Source organism: Phocaeicola sp. GP0067 (assembly GCF_031119655.1).
In the GTDB taxonomy this organism is placed as follows: Bacteria; Bacteroidota; Bacteroidia; order Bacteroidales; family Bacteroidaceae; genus Phocaeicola; species Phocaeicola vulgatus.
The window spans coordinates 65,030-85,207 of the sequence record NZ_JAVHZY010000017.1 but is presented as its reverse complement, the minus strand read 5'-3'; the positions used below and the strand labels follow the sequence as shown (position 1 = coordinate 85,207).

Annotated in this window: 17 protein-coding genes; 2 read left to right on the top strand and 15 right to left on the bottom strand. The window is 42.9% G+C overall.

Annotated features, from left to right (window positions below; genetic code table 11):
- Positions 1-54 precede the first annotated feature (54 nt).
- The 6 genes from hisB to RE317_RS13595 all read right to left on the bottom strand — a co-directional run bounded on the left by hisB (position 55) and on the right by RE317_RS13595 (position 5,431).
- The gene (gene hisB, locus RE317_RS13620) at positions 55-1,173 is read right to left on the bottom strand and encodes a bifunctional histidinol-phosphatase/imidazoleglycerol-phosphate dehydratase HisB (RefSeq protein WP_008671117.1); all 1,119 of its coding nucleotides are present in this window, start codon (positions 1,171-1,173) and stop codon (positions 55-57) included.
- A 3-nt stretch (positions 1,174-1,176) separates the two neighbouring features.
- Positions 1,177-2,217, bottom strand: coding sequence for a histidinol-phosphate transaminase (gene hisC, locus RE317_RS13615; RefSeq protein ID WP_005846277.1), 1,041 nt, complete (start codon positions 2,215-2,217; stop codon positions 1,177-1,179).
- Between the two features lie 2 nt (positions 2,218-2,219).
- Positions 2,220-3,500, bottom strand: a complete 1,281-nt coding sequence (hisD, locus tag RE317_RS13610) for a histidinol dehydrogenase (protein WP_005846275.1) — start codon at positions 3,498-3,500, stop codon at positions 2,220-2,222.
- Between the two features lie 49 nt (positions 3,501-3,549).
- Positions 3,550-4,401: an ATP phosphoribosyltransferase gene (gene hisG, locus RE317_RS13605; RefSeq protein ID WP_005846273.1), complete on the bottom strand. Its 852-nt coding sequence runs from the start codon at positions 4,399-4,401 to the stop codon at positions 3,550-3,552.
- Positions 4,402-4,629: 228 nt separating this feature from the next.
- Positions 4,630-5,121: a PaaI family thioesterase gene (locus RE317_RS13600; RefSeq protein WP_005846271.1), complete on the bottom strand. Its 492-nt coding sequence runs from the start codon at positions 5,119-5,121 to the stop codon at positions 4,630-4,632.
- A 10-nt stretch (positions 5,122-5,131) separates the two neighbouring features.
- A complete protein-coding gene (locus RE317_RS13595) occupies positions 5,132-5,431 on the bottom strand; it encodes a Dabb family protein (RefSeq protein ID WP_005848519.1) in 300 nt (99 codons plus the stop codon).
- Positions 5,432-5,536: 105 nt separating this feature from the next.
- On the opposite strand from RE317_RS13595, the gene udk reads away from it, so the two are divergent.
- Complete coding sequence (gene udk / locus RE317_RS13590; RefSeq protein ID WP_008671116.1) at positions 5,537-6,148, top strand: uridine kinase; 612 nt, start codon at positions 5,537-5,539, stop codon at positions 6,146-6,148.
- Positions 6,145-7,524, top strand: a complete 1,380-nt coding sequence (locus RE317_RS13585; protein ID WP_016270104.1) for a transglycosylase SLT domain-containing protein — start codon at positions 6,145-6,147, stop codon at positions 7,522-7,524. Before udk ends, RE317_RS13585 begins: the two co-directional genes overlap by 4 nt.
- 15 nt (positions 7,525-7,539) lie before the next feature.
- Here RE317_RS13585 and RE317_RS13580 read toward each other — a convergent pair whose 3' ends face one another.
- The 9 genes from RE317_RS13580 to RE317_RS13540 all read right to left on the bottom strand — a co-directional run bounded on the left by RE317_RS13580 (position 7,540) and on the right by RE317_RS13540 (position 20,060).
- Positions 7,540-7,677: a hypothetical protein gene (locus tag RE317_RS13580; RefSeq protein ID WP_165859744.1), complete on the bottom strand. Its 138-nt coding sequence runs from the start codon at positions 7,675-7,677 to the stop codon at positions 7,540-7,542.
- 224 nt (positions 7,678-7,901) lie between these two features.
- Positions 7,902-10,037, bottom strand: coding sequence for a C13 family peptidase (locus tag RE317_RS13575; protein WP_117873187.1), 2,136 nt, complete (start codon positions 10,035-10,037; stop codon positions 7,902-7,904).
- Complete coding sequence (locus RE317_RS13570; protein WP_117873185.1) at positions 10,018-11,046, bottom strand: BMP family ABC transporter substrate-binding protein; 1,029 nt, start codon at positions 11,044-11,046, stop codon at positions 10,018-10,020. Before RE317_RS13570 ends, RE317_RS13575 begins: the two co-directional genes overlap by 20 nt.
- Entirely contained in the window at positions 11,043-12,158 is a 1,116-nt protein-coding gene (locus tag RE317_RS13565; RefSeq protein ID WP_117897786.1) for a hypothetical protein, read from the bottom strand. Before RE317_RS13565 ends, RE317_RS13570 begins: the two co-directional genes overlap by 4 nt.
- Before the next feature lie 5 nt (positions 12,159-12,163).
- Positions 12,164-14,506 carry an MAC/perforin domain-containing protein gene (locus RE317_RS13560; protein WP_165859745.1) on the bottom strand — a complete coding sequence of 781 codons (2,343 nt, stop codon included), beginning with the start codon at positions 14,504-14,506 and terminating at the stop codon, positions 12,164-12,166.
- A gap of 15 nt (positions 14,507-14,521) precedes the next feature.
- Positions 14,522-16,384: an MAC/perforin domain-containing protein gene (locus tag RE317_RS13555; protein WP_117889338.1), complete on the bottom strand. Its 1,863-nt coding sequence runs from the start codon at positions 16,382-16,384 to the stop codon at positions 14,522-14,524.
- A gap of 48 nt (positions 16,385-16,432) precedes the next feature.
- Positions 16,433-17,941 (bottom strand): BACON domain-containing protein, encoded by a 1,509-nt coding sequence (locus RE317_RS13550; protein WP_117873175.1) that lies wholly within the window; start codon positions 17,939-17,941, stop codon positions 16,433-16,435.
- A 71-nt stretch (positions 17,942-18,012) separates the two neighbouring features.
- Positions 18,013-18,342: a hypothetical protein gene (locus RE317_RS13545; RefSeq protein WP_117873173.1), complete on the bottom strand. Its 330-nt coding sequence runs from the start codon at positions 18,340-18,342 to the stop codon at positions 18,013-18,015.
- Between the two features lie 509 nt (positions 18,343-18,851).
- Positions 18,852-20,060 (bottom strand): site-specific integrase, encoded by a 1,209-nt coding sequence (locus RE317_RS13540; protein WP_117873198.1) that lies wholly within the window; start codon positions 20,058-20,060, stop codon positions 18,852-18,854.
- Positions 20,061-20,178 lie beyond the last annotated feature (118 nt).

The following is a 20,178-nucleotide window of genomic DNA, read 5'->3' as shown; positions in this document are numbered from 1 at the left end:
GTAACTTAACTTACTCGCCCAACTAAGTTAAGTTACTTTGTCTTTGAAGCCGACTTAAATACATCCCTTGCTTGAGGGTACTTCAAAATGGTAAATATCTCTTCGCACAGCCATCTTTATGGCACGAGCCAAAGCTTTGAAAATACCTTCTATTTTATGATGCTCATTCTGCCCCTCGGCTTTGATATTTAAATTCATACGAGCTGCATCACTCAATGATTTAAAAAAATGAAGAAACATCTCGGTAGGCATCTCCCCTATTTTCTCCCGATGAAACTCAGCATCCCATACCAACCATGCTCTACCGCCAAAATCCAAAGCTACCCGACAAAGACAATCATCCATGGGCAAGCAATATCCGTAACGCTCAATGCCACGCTTGCTGCCCAATGCCCGATAAATACATTCACCCAAAGCAATGGCGGTATCTTCAATAGTATGATGTTCGTCCACTTCCAAATCACCTTTTACTTTAATGGTCAGGTCAATACCACCATGCTTTCCAATCTGTTCCAACATGTGATCAAAAAAACCAATACCTGTGGAAATATCACATTTTCCGCTGCCATCTAAATTTAAACTGATATAAATATCCGTTTCCTTCGTAGTACGACGGACCTCCGTTATACGTTCTCCGGCAAAAAGGAATTCAGCGACCTTATCCCAATCCGTAGTCGCCAATACACAGTAGGATTCCAAATTCTTTTCCTTCAGAATATCCATATTTTCTTGCAACAAAATAGCCTTACAGCCCATATTTTTAGCCAGTTCCACATCTGTAGCACGATCACCAATAACAAAACTGTTAGCCAAATCATAATCACCGGTAAGATATTTTCCCATCATTCCTGTTCCAGGCTTACGGGTAGACACATGGTCTTCCGGAAAACTGCGGTCTATCAAGATATCATCAAAAATGATGCCTTCCCCCTCCAATGTCTTCAACACCAGGTTGTGCACCGGCCAAAAGGTATCCTCAGGAAAAGAAGAAGTACCGAGACCGTCTTGATTGGTAACCATCACAAATTCAAAGTCGAGTTTGCTGCGGATAAATCCCAAATTACGAAATATCTTAGGATAAAACTCCAATTTATGGAAAGAATCCAATTGGTAGTCAACCGGTGGCTCTATAACCAACGTACCGTCACGATCTATAAACAACGCTTTCTTCATACTTCAACATTCATAATTCTTCAATGCTTCCAACAACATATCATTCTCCGGACGTGTACCAATAGTCACACGCAAACAATCACGACATAAAGAAATACTGGTACGGTTACGCACTATGATACCTTTACCTACCAAATAATTATATATTTTCTTGGCATCTGTCACTTTAGCTAGAAAGAAATTGGCATCCGTAGGATAGATTTTCTCACAACAAGGCAGTTCTACAAATTCATTGACCAAACGCGTCCGTTCTTCCAATAACGACTTTACCCAACGTTCTACCTCATAATGCCGGTGCAACATCATAACAGCCTCTTTCTGTGTCAGCAGATTCACATTATACGGATATTTAATCTTACTGAAAATAGAGATGATTTCTTTAGACGCAAAGGCCATGCCCAAACGAATGGCAGCACATCCCCATGCCTTAGAAAAAGTCTGAAAGACAATCAAATTAGGATATTTATCTAAATCGGCAAGGAAAGACGGCGCATCAGAAAAATCGGAATAGGCCTCGTCTATAATCACCAATCCCTGAAAAGTATCCAGTAATTTTTCCATTTCCCTACGATCCAGGTTATTACCGGTAGGATTATTGGGCGAGCAAAGAAAAACCAGTTTGGTGTGATCGTCTGTTGCCGCCAATAGTTTATCGGCACTGAACTGATAGTTTTCATCCAATAACACCTTGCGATATTCTACATCGTTGACATCGGCACACACCTGATACATACCATAAGTAGGGTCAATAGCCACTACATTATCCACCCCCGGAATACAGAACGCGCGATACACCAAGTCAATAGCCTCATCACTGCCGTTTCCCAGAAAGATCGTATCGGGGTCTACCTTTTTAATAGGAGCTATCATATTCTTCAATTCCCGCTGCATAGGATCAGGATAACGGTTATTAGGTGTATTGTACGGGTTCTCATTGGCATCCAGAAAAACAGATGCCTCCGCTCCATTATATTCGTCACGTGCCGATGAATAGGGTTTCAAAGCCCAAATATTCGGACGCGTCAATTCTTTCAAATCTTTCATCTCTATACTGTTTTTAATCTTACGGTTACTGCATTCTTATGCGCACCCAGTTGTTCATTAGCCGCCATCACCTCAATAGCAGGACCGATATTCTGAATACCCTCGCCATTAATCTCCTGAAAAGTGATTTTACGGATAAAACTATCCAGACTCACCCCACTATACGCTTTGGCATAACCATTGGTAGGTAAAGTATGATTGGTTCCGGATGCATAATCACCGGCACTCTCCGGAGTAAGTGAACCTAGAAATACAGATCCGGCATTGACAATACGCTCTGCCTGTTCCATATAATCCCTGGTCTCGATAATCAAATGCTCGGGAGCATATTCATTCGTCAGAGCAATTGCCTCATCCATATCCCTCACCAAAATCAATTTGCTGCTTGCCAACGACTTTTCGGCTATTTCCCATCTGGGAAGCAAAGCCAACTGGCGTTGTACCTCATACTCCACCTCCTTCATTAATTTCTCAGAAGTAGTTATCAGCATGGCCTGACTATCAACTCCATGTTCCGCCTGTGAAAGCAAATCGGCTGCCACAAATACAGGATTAGCCGTCTCGTCGGCCAGCACTTCGACTTCAGAAGGACCGGCAGGCATATCTATCGCAACATCCCGCAAAGAAACCTGCTGCTTGGCAGCCGTTACATATTGGTTACCCGGACCGAAAATTTTATAAACCTTAGGCACACTTTCCGTTCCGTATGCCATAGCAGCGATGGCCTGCACCCCTCCTGCTTTGAATATTTTATTTACCCCGGCCAATTTTGCCGCATACAAGATAGCAGGATGAACCTTTCCTTCTTTATCAGGAGGAGTACAAAGTACGATTTCCTTGCAACCTGCAATCTGTGCCGGAGTAGCCAACATCAATACGGTAGAAAATAAAGGCGCCGTGCCTCCGGGAATATACAAGCCCACCTTTTCAATAGCAACCGCCTTCTGCCAACAAGTTACCCCGGGTACGGTCTGCACCTTTTTCCCTTCAAACCGCTGAGAACTATGAAAAGTATGAATATTTTTCTGTGCCAGCATGATAGCTGCCTTCAATTCAATGGGTACCTCCTTTTCCGCTTCAGCAATTTCCGTTTCAGTAACCCCCAGTGAGTCCAGTTTCACCTTATCAAAACGTTCTTCATATTCCCTCACCGCTTTATCTCCTTCCGTCTTCACTTTATCCAGCACTTCTTTAACCGTATTGCGCAGCGTGTCTGTATTCAATGCCGGACGACGGAGAATTTCCATCCAGTCTTTCTTTTCAGGATATATTATTTTCTTCATACATGTATTCTTTTATAAGTTTACAAATCTCGCCTGACGTATGGACCGGCTATAATATCATTTTCTCAATGGGCAATACCAAAATACCTTCCGCGCCCAATGCTTTCAGTTTTCCGATGATCTCCCAAAAACGCTTCTCGTCAAGCACTGTATGTACCGAACTCCATCCTTCTTGTGCCAATGGCATCACAGTAGGACTCTTCATACCCGGCAGCACTTCGATAATTTCTTTCAAACGCTCTGTCGGAGCATTCATCAAGACATATTTCTTGTCTTCGGCAGCTTTCACCGCTTCAATACGGAACAAGAGTTCGTTCAGAATCTCTTTCTTCTCCTCAGACATATTCTTATTGCCTATCAGCAACGCCTCACTTTTCATAACCACTTCCACTTCCTTCAAGCTATTGCTTACCAAAGTAGATCCCGAACTGACAATATCAAAAATAGCATCAGCCAAACTGATTCCCGGAGCAATCTCTACCGAACCGGTAATGACATGAATATCAGAATGAATGCCATTCCGATCCATGAAATCTTTCAAAATGCCGGGATAAGAAGTCGCAATCTTACGTCCTTCAAACCAAGACAAACCCGGATAGTCCACATCTTTAGGTATAGCCAATGACAAACGGCACTTGCTGAACCCCAAACGTTTAATCACCTCAGCGTCCTCTTTTCTCTCTACAAACTCATTCTCGCCTACGATCCCTAAATCAGCCACTCCACCAGCCACCGACTGAGGAATATCATCATCGCGAAGAAAAAGAACTTCGATCGGAAAATTAGACGACTGTACTAAAAGAATTCTTTTAGAAGTGGAGATTTTAATATCTGCCTCTTGTAATAATGCCATTGTCTCTTCAAACAAACGGCCTTTTGACTGTACTGCAATTCTAAGCATGATTCTATCTGTTTTTAATTATTAACCGGCAATAAAAAGGGCTTACCGTTTTCGGCAAGCCCTATATCATTATACTACAATATCACCTTAGCCCACCGAATTATTCGTTAGGAAAATGATGATGATGTGTAGCAGTTCTAACCATAGTCTTTTCTTTTTACTTGCGACAAAAATAAAGTTTATATTTAATATCAGCAAATAATTATCGCAAAAACTTTGTTTTTTCTTTCAAATTAAAGGTATTATCTCATCTTGCTCCACCTCGCAGTTCAAGAAATGCATTTCTTCCTTTGCCTTCTCTTGAGAAAAAGTGAAATAAGTGCACAGCGCCTTGGTGCAAAGTTCCTCCTTATTATTATAAATAGCCGCTTCTACAAATACGATATTGCGCTTCCTCTCCTTTATGGAAGCCTTCAATACGATATGCGAATCGTTGGTATTAACAGGTTTCATATAGCGGGTTTCCATTTTGGACGTAACACCGGTAGTCTGTAGTTTACGCAAAACCACCCATGCACAAATCTCATCCAGCAGCACCGCCTGAATACCGCCATGCAACGTATCAATCCATCCCTGAAACTGTGGCTGAGGTTTCCATATACTAATTACCTCATCCCCATCCTCATAAAATTCCATCTTCACTCCGGCTTCATTGTTGGGAGCACAGCCAAAGCAATTATATCCTTCCATCCCTTTCCAGGGATTGATTATCTTTTTCATAGGCTATCTTTTAGAATTCATAATCCACACAAGCACGATCAGCCTTAACCTCCTTCAAAAGGCCGGCTGCAGCTACATGATCCGGATGAACGGCATAGGCATTGACATCTGCCAGCGTATCGAATTCACTATCCAGACAAATATCCCATTTTTCAGCAGAATTGGCATTCAGTCCCACAAATATATGACGGATAAAACCTATCTTGGCCGGCAAAGCTTCAATAGCCGCTTTAAAATCATTCATCACTTTCAATTTTTCTTCCTGTGAAAGAGTTTCTTTCAATTTAAATAAAACAATGTGCTTAACCATACTTGATATTTTAATTAATTATCCTACTTTTGTAATCGACACAGGGCTAAAGTATTTAACCTGATGCAAAAGTAACAGTTTTGTTTTAAAATACATTCTATTATTATGATAATTATTGGTATAGCCGGCGGAACCGGTTCAGGAAAGACCACTGTAGTTAGAAAAATCATAGAGAGCCTGCCCCCAGGTTCCGTTGCAGTCATTCCACAAGATTCATATTATAACGATCAGTCATCCATTCCCTTGGAAATACGTAAACAAACCAATTTCGACCATCCCGATGCTTTTGACTGGCCGCTCTTTGAACAACAGATTGCCGACCTGCGCAAAGGGCATCCCATTGAGCAGCCCACCTATTCTTATCTAGTATGTACACGCCTGCCCGAAACAGTTCGTGTAGAGCCAAAGGAAGTCATCATTGTGGAAGGTATCATGAGTCTCTATGATAAAGAGTTACGAGACTTGATGGACTTAAAGATTTTTGTGGATGCCGAACCCGACGAACGTTTGCTGCGTGTGATTACCCGCGACATGGTGGAACGCGGCCACCCCTTGGAAATGCTGATAGACAAATACCGGAACATTCTGAAACCGATGCATGACGAATTCATAGAGCCTACCAAGCAATATGCCGATATTATTATCCCCAATGGAGGCAACAACCAAAAGGCCATTGAAATCCTTAAACTATATATTGAAAAGATTTTAGGAAGATGAAAAATGTCTGGCTATTAGTTCTTGCCTGTATATGCATGACAGCGTGCCGTAACCGGCAACAATCTGCCGAAGTGACAAATTATGATTTGCCGCAAATAAAAGACAGCGGAGAATTAGTAGTCCTGACACTGAACAGTTCCACTTCTTATTTCGACTATCGGGGCGAGCCTATGGGATTCCAGTATGAGCTGGCCGATCAGTTTGCCCGTTCATTGGACGTAAAACTGAAAATAAAAGTAGCACAGAATGCACGTGACCTGGTTCATAAACTATTACAAGGAGAAGGAGACCTGATAGCCTATAATCTGCCTGTCACCAAAGAGTTCAAAGACAGTGTAGAGTTTTGCGGGGAAGATATCATCACCCATCAGGTATTGGTACAACGTAATACTCAAAAAAAGAAAAAAGCACTGAATAATGTGACAGAATTAATCGGGAAAGAGGTCTATGTAAAACCAGGAAAGTATCTGGAACGTCTCATCAATCTGGATAAAGAACTGGGTGGCGGTATATTGATACACGAAGTCGATAATGACAGCATCACCACCGAGGATTTAATCATGCAGGTTTCCAATGGTGAGATAGATTATGCCATCTGTGATAACGACCTTGCCAAATTAAACAAGACTTATTACCCCAATCTGAATATTGACCTGGCTGTCAGTTTTGACCAACGTGCCTCATGGGCCGTACGTAAGACCTCACCGCTACTAGGTGAAGCTGCTACTAAATGGCATCAGGAAAATATGACTTCTCCTGCCTATCAGGCCAGTAGCAAGCGTTATTTTGAAATAAGCAAACGGACACCTCACGGTTCCATCTTGTCCATCAAAGACGGAAAGATTTCACACTTCGATACTCTATTCAAGAAATATGCCAAAGATATAGATTGGGATTGGCGTATTTTAGCTTCCCTGGCCTATACGGAATCAAACTTTGATACAACAGCCGTATCATGGGCAGGCGCGAAAGGATTAATGCAGCTCATGCCCCGGACGGCGCGTGCTATGGGAGTTCCTCCCGGTAAAGAACAGAATCCGGAAGAAAGTATAAAGGCCGCCGTGAAATATATTGCTGCCACTTCCCGTTCTTTCAACGCAATAAAAGATGAAAACGAACGGATGAAATTTGTCTTGGCGGCTTATAACGCCGGAATAGGACACGTACTGGATGCCATGGCACTGGCTGAAAAATACGGCAAGAATAAATATGTATGGGACAACAGCGTAGATGACTATATTCTGCTTAAAAGTAATGAAGAATATTTCAATGATCCGGTTTGTAAGAATGGATACTTCCGAGGGGTAGAGACTTACAATTTCGTTAAGGAAGTAATGAGCAGAGGGGAAGTGTATAAAAAGAAAATCAAAGACTGACAGCCACTCCTTTTATTATTTCAGGTGGACTTTAAAAAACACTCCGCCGGAGAAGTAACGGCAGCTGTTGAACTCTATCACCGCATTGATATAATCTTTCCAAAAGCTGTATTCAGCACCTATATTAATTGTACGGGCATCATATTCAGCCATATAATACATCACCAAACGAATCTTAAAGAAATTAGCACTTCATAGGGCAACGATATGTAAGGATTATACTTGCATCAATGGGATATCAATAAAGATAGTTGAGAATGAATATTATTCAGACGAACAATATCAGGACAAAAGTCATCCAATAATACCATAAATTTACGTTTTACTTCATTCGTATCTGTCGTTTCCATATCACTTCATGGTTCAAGGAAGTGTATTTATAATCGGACGAACATAAACTCACTCATGTTTTCCCGTATCATGTTCCCGTAATTGTCCGCATTATAAATATGGGGATGCGAACCCTTGGTTCCCCTAACACAATCGTAATATAAATTACGGAGAGATATGCCCGGTTCGTTCGTTATTTTATCACAAAAAGAACGAGTAAAGCCATTAGACAGCCAAACGTGCATATCGTTGTCGAACATATCCGCTTTGGAGGTTTCGTTGGCATGGGCGGCGGTAAACACCAACACTCCCGGAATACCTTCGCAGGCCTCGCCTATGGTTCCGGAATAACAGGCATCGAGTACGAAAAGCAATTTCCGGAACCTTTTTTCCTTGCTCAAGCTGTTGATGATGCTCTGCATTTCAAAGCCGTAAACAAATTGGTTACTGCCCCACATCAATGTGTTTCGTGAACCGTGTCCACACCAGAATATCAACAGATTATCGTGCATTGTAGGTGCAATCACATTCGGTAGCCTATTCGATTTCTGCCCGGATAAAATCGCGACAAAATCCTGTTCGGAAATGTCGGATAAATGATAGTCTACCTTAACATCGTGATAAAGGTTCTCCCCGTTGGGGGTTACTCTTACATTACCCGGTTTAGGGTTGTTGGGATTATTGGCGATATTATCCTCCATTACAAGGATGATATGGTCATCATCATACCCTCTTGTTTTCAGCAACTGGTAAAAAGCCAAGGCATCCGCCTGATGACGGTAATTGATCCATGTATCAGAAGCTCCGACTATCAAGGCATATTGTTCCTGCAATTCCGGATAATCGAATTCCTTCTGGTTGTCGGTAAACGACTGTTGGTATGTAGACTGGCAATCCCAAGCTTGTGTTGAGGAAATACTGCCGTCGGCTCCGTCCATAGTGAGGTATTCCAAAGTGGTATATTTGCCATCGTTATACACCCAATGGGCATAAAAAGTACTCAGCACGCTGTTGTGGTTCTTGGCGTCCCATGTCCAATCGCCCGATACTCCTCTCAGATCAGGTTCTTCTCCTGTAGCAAGACGGGTAAACGTAGCTTGTAAATCCGGAGCCGTCCATCCGTCACAAACTGCCCCCTCCCTGCCATCGACCATACGCAGAATCGCATTATTGAGAGGTTCTTCTTCCTGCCGGGCAAACACCGAAAAAGCGGCAAGCATCAAAGCATCGTAAAATTGTGCTTCACCGTTCTGCGGCTCATCTCCAAAACGTCCCTGATAGGCTGCAACCCATCCGCTACGCGGATCAGCGCTTGGATTAATCCCCTCATAGCGCAGATTACCTATTTTGCCTTTCAGTTTGGGAGAATTTACCACATCCGAACAAAGCACATGTGGATATTTCAGGGGGTCAGAAGAACCTGACTCAGTCATAATCCTGCCTACCTCTTTGTCGAACACCAACGCATCCTCTTCTTTTGACGGCGCGAACAGTATAGCCGTATCATACCACTTCACAATGCCATGCTGCCGTCTTACAGCCTCAGCCAATTGCTGCCTGTTGGCATAGACAATGATGTCGTCTACGGCCAGGCCCAATTCTATTGCCTGATAAGAAAACCAGTCGGAGAACGACTTTCCATACTCATCGGCGGAAGTTATCAGCCTTACATGGCTATAATCGCCCAATTTGGCTTGGGTAAGCAATATTTCACACTGGGAAATATCACTTTGGGTAAAAAACCACATTCCATTGTGTCCTCCGTATATACGTTGCAGCTCGGTGGATGTTGTAATGGGAAGCATCATCGGTATCCGCCCCTCCACCTGTTGCGCCACCTCATAGGCGGAAGAAGAGGTTGTAGGACCGATAATCATAGAATAGTCGCCACTTCGGGCTATGTCATACATCCTGTCGCTCAAATCCGGATCGTATTCGTTTATCCAATCGAGTTCCATAACCACTTTAACAGGCTGTCCCGCTTGTCCTTCCGTGATGTTTTCCAAAGCCCAAGCTGCTATTTCCTGCCAGTTATCTTTCCACTCTTCGGGACACAATACCGCTATGCGACATCGCTTTTCGGTATAGTTCATTGTCCTATCGGCATCGTCATCATTGCATGCACTCAGGCAAACAACGAGCATCAGCAATAAACCATATATCCTATTGCAATTCCATTTCATAGGCTTTTTCTTTTTTTATAGCGACTTCGTAATTTTGATCATAAATATTTTCCCAATAAGACGGATCGACATAATATTCCTCCCATATATCATTGACCTCGTAAAAAAGGGTACTAAGTAAAACCGATGCCTTCTTGTCGGTCATGCCGTATGAAGTATGTCCCGAAAGCCGTCCGCCGTCAATCCAGCGCAGGATATGTTCTTTCACCGCGCTTTTCACATCTATGACGACCGAAAACGGCACACGCTTGCTGTAAAGTGAACAGTCCACATCCATGCCGGCGATAAGCATAAAAACAAACGGGGTTTCACGCGAATACTTAAATATACCTGCATTAGCCCCTTTCGCCAGTGGGAAGAAGAAATCTCCATTATGCTTTGCCGCCAGCCTGTATGCGCTGTCGGGCATTGCCCATCCTGCATGGTCGTTTGCCAGATAATGCTTTATCACTTCACCTTGAGGATTATGTGCGATATATCCTTCACCGAATGCCTTTGCCGCCTCTTCCACCGCCGGGTCGCCTTTTCTTCCACCGATGATGCGCGCCACCTCACTTCCTTGCGCCAGGCATCCCGACAGATAAGACACCCCATAGCGGGAGATCCTGAATGTCGCTATTCCCGAAGGCAAATCCTTACCGTCATGTTCAAAGAGCAGCACTGAGTTTTGCTCATCGGTCTGAAGAGACTTTGCCAATCCGCCATATTCATTGTCGCTCAGAACAAGCAGGCGAGGCGTGCCTTGCCGGGCATCGCACCACTTCCGTACGCAATCGGCAGCTTGTTCCATGTTCTTGGGACGCTGTATAGATACCATCACCCCCGCTTCGGACGCCGTTTCAAGGAGACCGGAAAGCGCACTGTCGTTATAACCGTTGTCGCCCATACCGCCCAACGGTGTTATGACGGTAATATCCGGATATACCTTTTCGTCCTTGCCCGCCTGTTCGTCATCGGAGCAAGCCGTAAGCAACAAGAGTTGCATGAATATGTACAGCAATCTTTTCATTGGACAGGATATACAATTTCATAATTTTCAACATCTTCTCTGCTAAGAGTCTTATAAATCAAATGATATGAATCCGTGTTTCTAACATGAGTCCCATCGGCATAGCGCACTTTTTCTACGCTATAGTTACCATTGCGAAAATCTTTGATTTTAACTCGTTTTGTCCAGCTGAACCAAGTATGGCGAGCCCACCATAAAACTGTATGCGCTCCAATATCATCTCCATCTATACATATATATGGATAATCAGGGCTTCCTTCCATTATGTCATAAAGGTTTGATACAGGGAATATTCCAGGATGTTTTTCATATGCAGCAATAAAAGCATCTCTATTATACGTCCATGAACGTCTTATGCTTTGCCACTCATACTCAGAGGCTGAATGATAAAAGGTAACATCTTTCCAGTGATCTTTTTCCTCGCGTGTCGAAGATAAACTGCTTATTCCATAACAAGCAAAGCTACTGGCCTCTATAACTAAAATATACTCCTTTAATTTTAAGGAAAAAAAGGGAAATTTTATTACTGTCTCTTTATATAGAATAGTTCCAGGCGAATAGATTTTGCTCAAATTTTGCTGACCCTGATTATCCGGAAATGCAGCATGAGGCTTATAGTATAACGTGTATGGGCGGACATTGGCAAGGCTCATCTCTGCTTTAGCCAAGCTGCCATCTTCATTTGAAGCCGAAAACGTTACGCTGCCATAGTCTCCCAGGTTCACACTGACCTTCTTGTCCGATACAGAAATCAGTTTTTGCGCCTCTGCTTCATCCGGAAGAAGAGACATAAAATCGTTGTGGGCCTCATCGTATGTTTCCGCCTCTGCGCTTCGCACAGACGGACGCGATTCATCCAGTACGATCCCCATGGATGGAACAAATTTGGCAGGAAGGTTCTCCACCGACGTACTGTCGGAAAGTTTATTTTCATCTATCACCGTCTGATAGTAGTTGGACAACAGGGTGCTGTACACCTCTGCCTCAATGCTTAATTCCGGAACGGTTTCCGTTTCAACCTCCTCTACTGGATCGTTGTCCGAACAAGCCCAATTGCCCATTGTCATCAGCAATAATAAAGGCAATGTCTTTTGTATCGAGTCAAGTTTCATAAATCTTATTTTGTATAATGATCTTTAGCATTTGAATATTTATCATATTTGTAATAGCAGGTTCGGAACAGCCTCAATGGGAAGAAATTGTTTTTTCCATTGCCCAAGGCAACGACTTTCCAACGATAATTTTTGTCCAGACACAATGCCGTACCGGTCTTGTAATCATTAGATGTCTTGAATATCAAATAACATTTATCCGTATTATGAATGGACATTTTGTTCGATTTTGGAACACCATCTATATCTCCCGGTCCGTAAAAGCCTTCGAATTGTGCATCGAAACCGGAAAGATTGCCTTTCAGCAAATGCCGGGTCTCGTAACCGACATAGCGTGTAAGAAAATCACGGTCAATATCTGTGGGATAATACCATTTCATGGGCTTTTGATATATATCGTCCATATCCGGCCCGATACCGGTAGGCGGTTCATCCAACACACTGTTCACATTGACCCAAATTTCGCCATTATCCGCATCATACTCGCGATCGTTAAAGACACTACCCGTAAAGAAACCACTGTTGATAGTCTTGTCAATGTTCCGGCGCGTCCAATATCCCGACCCTATTTTTACGATGGGAAGGTCAAGTATTCCTTTGGGCTTCCACTGCATCTTGAAATTGCGCTTCAAGTCCAATCCCAAGGAGGTCAGATAGATGTTTCCATGCAGATAATATACGGAATCAATGCGTGTGGACGGGGTAACCCCATCTACGGGCAGCACGAATACATCTCCCTCCGAAAAGGTAAGCCATGCCGGCGGACAACCTTTCCCATCGCCCGGATACAAGCCCGTACCGTGAAACGTGCGTCCTTTGCGGATAGGATAGATTACCGGAACCCGCTCGTTGCTCTTCAACACCGGGATATATTCATGACAGACCTCAAGGATAGGGTCGGCATTGCTTAAGTTCGAGTGGTCGGCATAAACTACGCGTACCAGCGACTCATCCGGGCTTCCGCCGAACCGCATATAGTCCGCACCGCTAATCTTGATGCCGTAGTTGTCCAGCCCGGCTGCCGAGGCGGTTACATCATTCATGCTTTTCTGTGATTCGGCTATGGCGCATTGAAAAAACAGATTGGCGAGCTGTTGTGGGAACAATGACCAAATCGGCACAAGCTGCACATTGATGGGAGAGAGCCTGCTGAGAGATTCTTCGCTCATGAAATTGTTTTTAGGCAACGACCGTGTCCAGGCTTCGATATGCTCAGGTTTTATCCGCCCACTGCCGTTACAATCCTTAATAATCTGCTGCCGTGCCTGCCGGTCTCCTCCGAATATTTTGAACGTCCCCGTATTGTTCACTTTGGTGTCCATTCCCTGGATGTCTCCGTTTGCCAACGTATAATCGGAAGGCTCACCGTTGAAAAAGTATTTGTTGAAATCCTCGGCACGCATATTCAGTTCGCCCACCATCGTGCGGTTGAAGTTGACGGCGATATCCATTGTTCCGCCCAAATCCACATAAGAGATTATATGTGTCCCATAATCCTTGAAAAGCCTGAAAATCTTTTCTTCGGACGGGCTGTCCACAATATCGTCGTATCTCTTCCGAAAATCGTCGGTGAGGATATCCGTCTGTTTCTGCTCCATATACTGAATGGCCTTTGAAAGGTCCAGTGAAGAACAGGCTACGATGCGTTGGAAATTGATATAGGCATAGCCTGTCTGGTCAAAACTCGTAGTGTTTTTCTGTTCTTCAAATCGCAAGATGGTTTTCTTTCCGCCTTTCAGTCCGGTGCGCGTCTTTTCCTGCATGGTGGTCATCAGTTCCGACATTTCCACCATCGAATTGCTGGTAATGCTCTTCGTATCCTGCCAGGTTCGCGCCACAGTCTGCACAATCATCGGATCGACAGCGGTGGCACGGTCATAATCAAAGATGGGATTACAGATGCTCGATTCGGCGTTCAGTTCCTGAAAGATGTTATAACCGCATCCGGCATAACACGTGATGCTTCCGTTATTGTCATCATCGCCCAGACCGCACTGATACACCTTTATATCTATCGCTTCATCCCCGGCATTGCCTATGTTTATGTATCCGCTTCTTCCGGCAAGCCCTTCATTCCGGTCCACATAGATTTCCACATAGCCGTCGTAGCTTACCGTATCGCTCATCAGCTCAATCCAGTCTTCGTCCACGTGTACCGGTAGGCCGGAAGGACTTCCGGTTTCCGACTCTACGTGAATGCTGTGATAAGAAGCCCTTATCGGAAGGCGCACCTCGCTTTCCTCGGTCGACAAGCCTCCGGGATTATCCAGCCCCCCTGTCACAATGTCATCGTCTGCACAGGAAGCGAACAAAACCGGCAGAAATAAGAGAGCTATATATTTCCTCATTGTTTTTTTATTCATTTATCGGATTACTTCTTTGGGGATAATCTTATAGTAATAAATACCGTTGCGCATCATTCTCCGGGTAGTTCCATAGCCCAATCCGGCTTGCCGGAACACCGGTTTCAGCACAGTTTCCGCATCAGGATATTTCGACACGTAAAACTCCGTCAGCATCTCTTGCGAGCCGTCGTAATAAGTCCATCCGGGCAAGTTGTCGAAACGTGTTCCCGGAGCCATTTCCTCCACATCGGTAAGATAAAACTTGTCGAGGAACTTACGCACCATGTAGGGCTTTGTCCCCGTGTTGAGATTACCGTTCGTATCAAGACTTCCGGGCCATTCATAGTCAGGCATGTAACGGGTGTTCCTGCTATCGTCCACCCATTCCGGCTTTTTCGGGAAAAGCTTTCCTTTTGCCAGATAGAACACATCGCTTTCCGTTTCCATTTTGGTTACTTGAAAGCGGTCGTAAAGCCATTTCACTTCGTAACAGCCATTATCCTTGATGCTTCGTCCTATTCCTTCAGTAAGCTGGATTCTGTTTTCATACACCGGATAGGTTACAATCAGCCATTCGTCGCCCTCTGCTTCGGGTACCCATTCCAAATAGGATACCGCCACTATTCGTGAGGGAACAGACTGGTTGTCGCCGGTGATGACATGACACACGCTGCCTTGATACCAAGAGTTCATGTCTTTAGGGTAAATATCGTATCTGACGTCAGGACCGGGGATGGTTATGGATGCGTTTACAAAATTACGTTCACCATAAATCTTGCGCATCTCATTGGCCGAAGCCATAATTCGTACCTGGACCCTCCGGGCTATATCCTTGTCAGGAATGAATTCCCATATCGGCGTAACTTCCATATCGATGAGCTCCGAACGTTCGTCCCATTCATTGCCGCCGGCTTTTTCAATACTGCTTATCCAGTTGTTGTAATTTTCCATGTTGGCTTGCAGGTTATCGTAGCTCGGATCAGCAACCAAGCCGTCAAACAGACTCGCATCTCCGCCTTTCACCGTCAGTTTCAGCTCGGCTGTATTGAAGATGTTCTTGTAAATCGTGCTATGCTGGCTGCTTTCGATGGACTCCCATTTTATGAAAAACTTGGCTGAATTCTCTTTAAATTCCCGCTCTTGGAAAAAGGTTTTTACATTACGCGAGCTTGTACGCACGGACAAATCGAACGAACCTCCCGCCGACACACCGGTTACCACGTGGGTACCGAATATGTTTATAAACGAATCTACCACGGCATAGTTATTGGGAGAGGCCGCCTCCAGTTTACGCAAAGCGTATCTGAAGTTTTCCGACAGCACCTCGTCCGGATTTTCCGTTACTTCACCGGGGATTCCGTCTTCATCCAAAAGCCCGGTGAGATCGACACTCCTTTTTCTTGTACTCAACCCTATTACCTGATTGAAAATGAGCGTCTCCTCGTCCACCTTTTCGATGACAAAGCCATCCTTTGCCGCAGAGTTTTGAAATAAAATCAAATTGGCAGACATATCTGAATGCCAATTGACTTGATGGACATAGTCCGTCAATCCGCGTATTACGCTAATGGTGTCTGTCACCTCGTTCCTTATTTCTTCACCGTATAAACCGTTCTCCTTGATATAGTCCATGTTGAGCACCTGGCACATGACATCACCTAAATTGCATTTGCTGCCCGTAACGGCCCGGTAAGAAAATCCTAACGCATGATGCCTGTACATTACCCGGTTTTCGGCAGCGGTACGCATATGCGAATACCAGAACTTCGATGCATCCGAATTGACCGGGGATTGCTGCGTCTCATCAAGAGGCAAATCATCGGAACATGCCGGGAAACCAATCCCGGCAATTACTAATAATAAGATATATAAACGATTCATACACCGAATATTTTTCTATAACTTAATGGATAAAACCAGAACAGGTCATTACCAATGTTCTACCATTTCCTGGATATCGAAAGTATAAGGACATGAACCATCCTCGTTATTGGGATATTTTTTCTTGAAATACTCCTTAAGAACATCTTCGGCATCCTCACTGAAAAGTTCCCAAATAGGAGCCGGATAATAGTCCGTACAAGTAATGGTTTCCACAGTATCTGCCTTCACCGATTCATACCATCCATCTATGGAGCTTATCATCTTCTCGAACGATACCGTTTCCTCTCCCTTTTTCGATATAAGACCTGCAAATTTTTTGTTTACATCGCTAGCTGCCTTAATAGTACCTCCCTTGACACGCGACTGGAATATGCTACTTTGTATATGTGTATTCATGCCATTCATATATTGAGCCTCAGCGGATACATTCAAACTCAGCAAGGCATTTAAACCAAAGTGGAGATCACCATGAATGTTTAATGTATCGGTACCGTTTTCTTCCTTGAAAATATAGTTCAGTTCAATGCTGCCTCCTACATTTGCTTGAGTTATATATGCCGGTCCGAATTTCTTATTCAGCTCATCCAGTTTTTTCTGTAATTTATTAGCATCTTTTTGAGATACTAAGGTCTCAATTTCATCCCTGATTTTAATAAAGGAACTGGACAATAGCATCTTTTGGGCGGCACGTTTCATTTGTTCAATACCTTTGTCATCATCCTCATTGGGTGTTGTTAGAAAATCATAATCATCCATTACTTTACCCAGATTCACAGAATATTTACCGACTTTACGATTGGCAGCCACACTGTAATTGAATGTAGTATCCGTACTGGAACCAAACATTTTGAAACTTCCGTTCAGTCCCAACTTGAACAAGCCATAAGCTACATTGACTTCCAGGTTTGCAGTGATATTACGTGAGTTACTTTCACAGTTTGATTCGTAAAGCATTTGTGTTTCAACTTCTGTTGTCCGTGTCTCATCCACATAACCTGCGGGGTTAAGGTTCAATTCTTCGGCATACTTTTTAAACGTCGAGTTCTCTTTATAAGAATCGAGCACAAGCACCTGCCCCATAGTCATACCTGACGAAGCCCTCCCTTTCGCAACTTTCATTCCAAAGCCTAATGGTATAGACTTGCCGAATTTCGACATATCCAACTCCCCGTTTTCACCATCGGCATTCACCGGATTTTGGTTGACGGTATATTCAATCTTGTTTTCTCCGGATGCGATGATAATTTTGGCAACACGTAAATCATTGCTCGTATTTGCATCCACCACGAAATTAATCTCACCTGAACCCTCTCCGTTATCATCCAACAGCCCTATCCATCCGTCATCTTCCTCATCGGCGTAAACCACTGAGGCATTCCAATGCGAATCCGCATCCAGCTTGATGGTTTTCAAGGTGTTGGTGTAATCCAATGTAATCGTGTTTTCTGTTCCTTCCGGTAAAGAAAGACCAAACTTCTGGTCATCGTCTGAACATGATGCCAAAGACATCGCTAAACTCAATAGCGAGGCAGCCATAAATAGACCGTGTTTCATAAATACTTTGTTCTATTAAAATGTGTAATAAATGATATAAAAAACGATTGCGTTTTTTCTTTGAACAGGATTTATTCTATCACAAACGAATAAACGACCTTTGACGTATTAAGATTAAGAACCTCAAACGTATAAGTTCCATTCCAAGTTGTAGATTTCAATTCCGCCTCGGCACTGCCGCAGGCATCTTTCACTCGTTGGTCGCATTCGTTTACAGAACCCTCAAATGTAAACTTGGATTCAGTCACTCCCAGAGCCTTCTTATAGGCACGCTCAATCGTCCCTAGGTCAGTCATCGAGCTGCTCTCAATACTGCTAAACCCCATTTCATAGGTTACTTGGGTTATAGCCTCATCCTCATCATTGCTACAAGCAAAGAAAGTTAAAGAGACTATCCCCATTAAAACACAAACAATAAATCGGTCAAATCTTTTCATTTGTTTATTCATACTTTATCTAATTAATGTTACCAACTACACGCCAACAGTCAATTGTTTATTTTGTGGAGAGTATGTACTTCTATAAAGTGTTTTGTATTATTGTACCAAAAAACTTTCTGCTTTTTTAAACAGTCTTTCTTATGATCCGGTATATTTACTCCACCAATTCTCCATGGTAAATAAACCACTCTTTATAAGAGAAGTATATCTATCAATTACAGGAATGTTAATACTTTGATAAACAGGATTATACTGAAGTATATAGAAATATATATTGGAAGTGATTGTTTCTCATTTTATGCAACATATTTATGTTTTTGTACAAAAAAAATCTGAAAAATATTTCGCTTATGTCTTAATATTTAGTTTTTTTTGTACTTTTGCAAAAAATATATACTTCTCTTATAAAGAGATGTAGTTTTTAAAGTTAATGTCGTATCTATCAGTCAATATTATATAAATATATATTTTTATATAGACATTAAAATGAGGTTATTTGCCTTATCCACAACAGATGTATCTAAAGAGCTAAGATAAATTTGGGTGGTTTGTTCCGAATCATGTCCCAATGCCTCACTGATGACAGATAGAGCAATATTTTTACTTTGGGCAATACTGGCCCATGCATGGCGTGCAACATAAGTAGTAAGTGGGATATCCAAACCAATCTGCTTGCCAATCTGCTTCAGATTTCTATTGATACGATGAGCCGCATTCTGGTATTGATGCCACTCGTCCACACCATTGTTTCGAATAACCGATAGCAAGTAGGGTGTATCAAAGGTATCATATTTATCGATGAGTTCCTGCATGGGTTTTTCCCATTTGACGAACAACAGCTGACCGGTCTTATTTCTCCGATAAGTAAGAATCCCATTTTGCAGGTCTTTCTTTTTTAAGAATGCCATATCCACAAAGGACATTCCACGTGTATAAAAGCTGAATAAAAAGATATCCCTGGCAAAGATCAGTGATTTTTTCGTCAATTTTAAATCTCGTATTTCCCGGATCACATCCAAAGAAACGGCACGTTTCTTTGTTTTATCAATACCGGTATATACATGCTTGAAAGGATTTTGCTGAGTAACAAAACCCTGCTCCACCGCACGGTTATAGATAGCTCTGAGATTACGCATATAATAGGAACTGGTATTCGGACAAATACCGGTTCCTTTAAGCCAACTTTCATAGGCTATCATCAGATTGGAGTCCATGTCTTCCAGCGGAATATCTGCTCGGTCATTCAAAAAGCGTTCGAAACTTCCCAAGGCATTTCGATAGGTATCGGCAGTACGTACTTTTCCTATTTTCTTCAATTCAACCAACAATTCTTTCCCATACAAAAGAAAGGTACAACTTCTTTCATAAGTAGAGTAAAGTTCTACGATACGGTCGGCTGTATAAGGTTTATTTTCCTGTTTCAAACGGTTGATACATTCTTTTATTTTGAACAGATCTGCATCAATATGTTTTTTCAATGCTCTCAGATAGAGTCTTCGCTCTTCATTCTTTCCGGCCGAAACATTTATCCGTTTCAAAACTGTATTCCACTCGCTCGGGAATAGTCTATAACCGGTACGAAGTTTCCGAACCTCACGATGATGAATTATTTGATAATGTAGAGTCCCCTCTTTTTGGATGGTAGAAGACGGACGGAATTTTACTTTTATACTAGTCATATGCATTCAGTTTTAAATTTTATGTAGAGTTAATAAACAGACAAACTAACCACATACGGTTCAATCTGTTTTGTGATTTCAGATGAATTATAAGTTAGATATGTAAAAAGTGACTCCG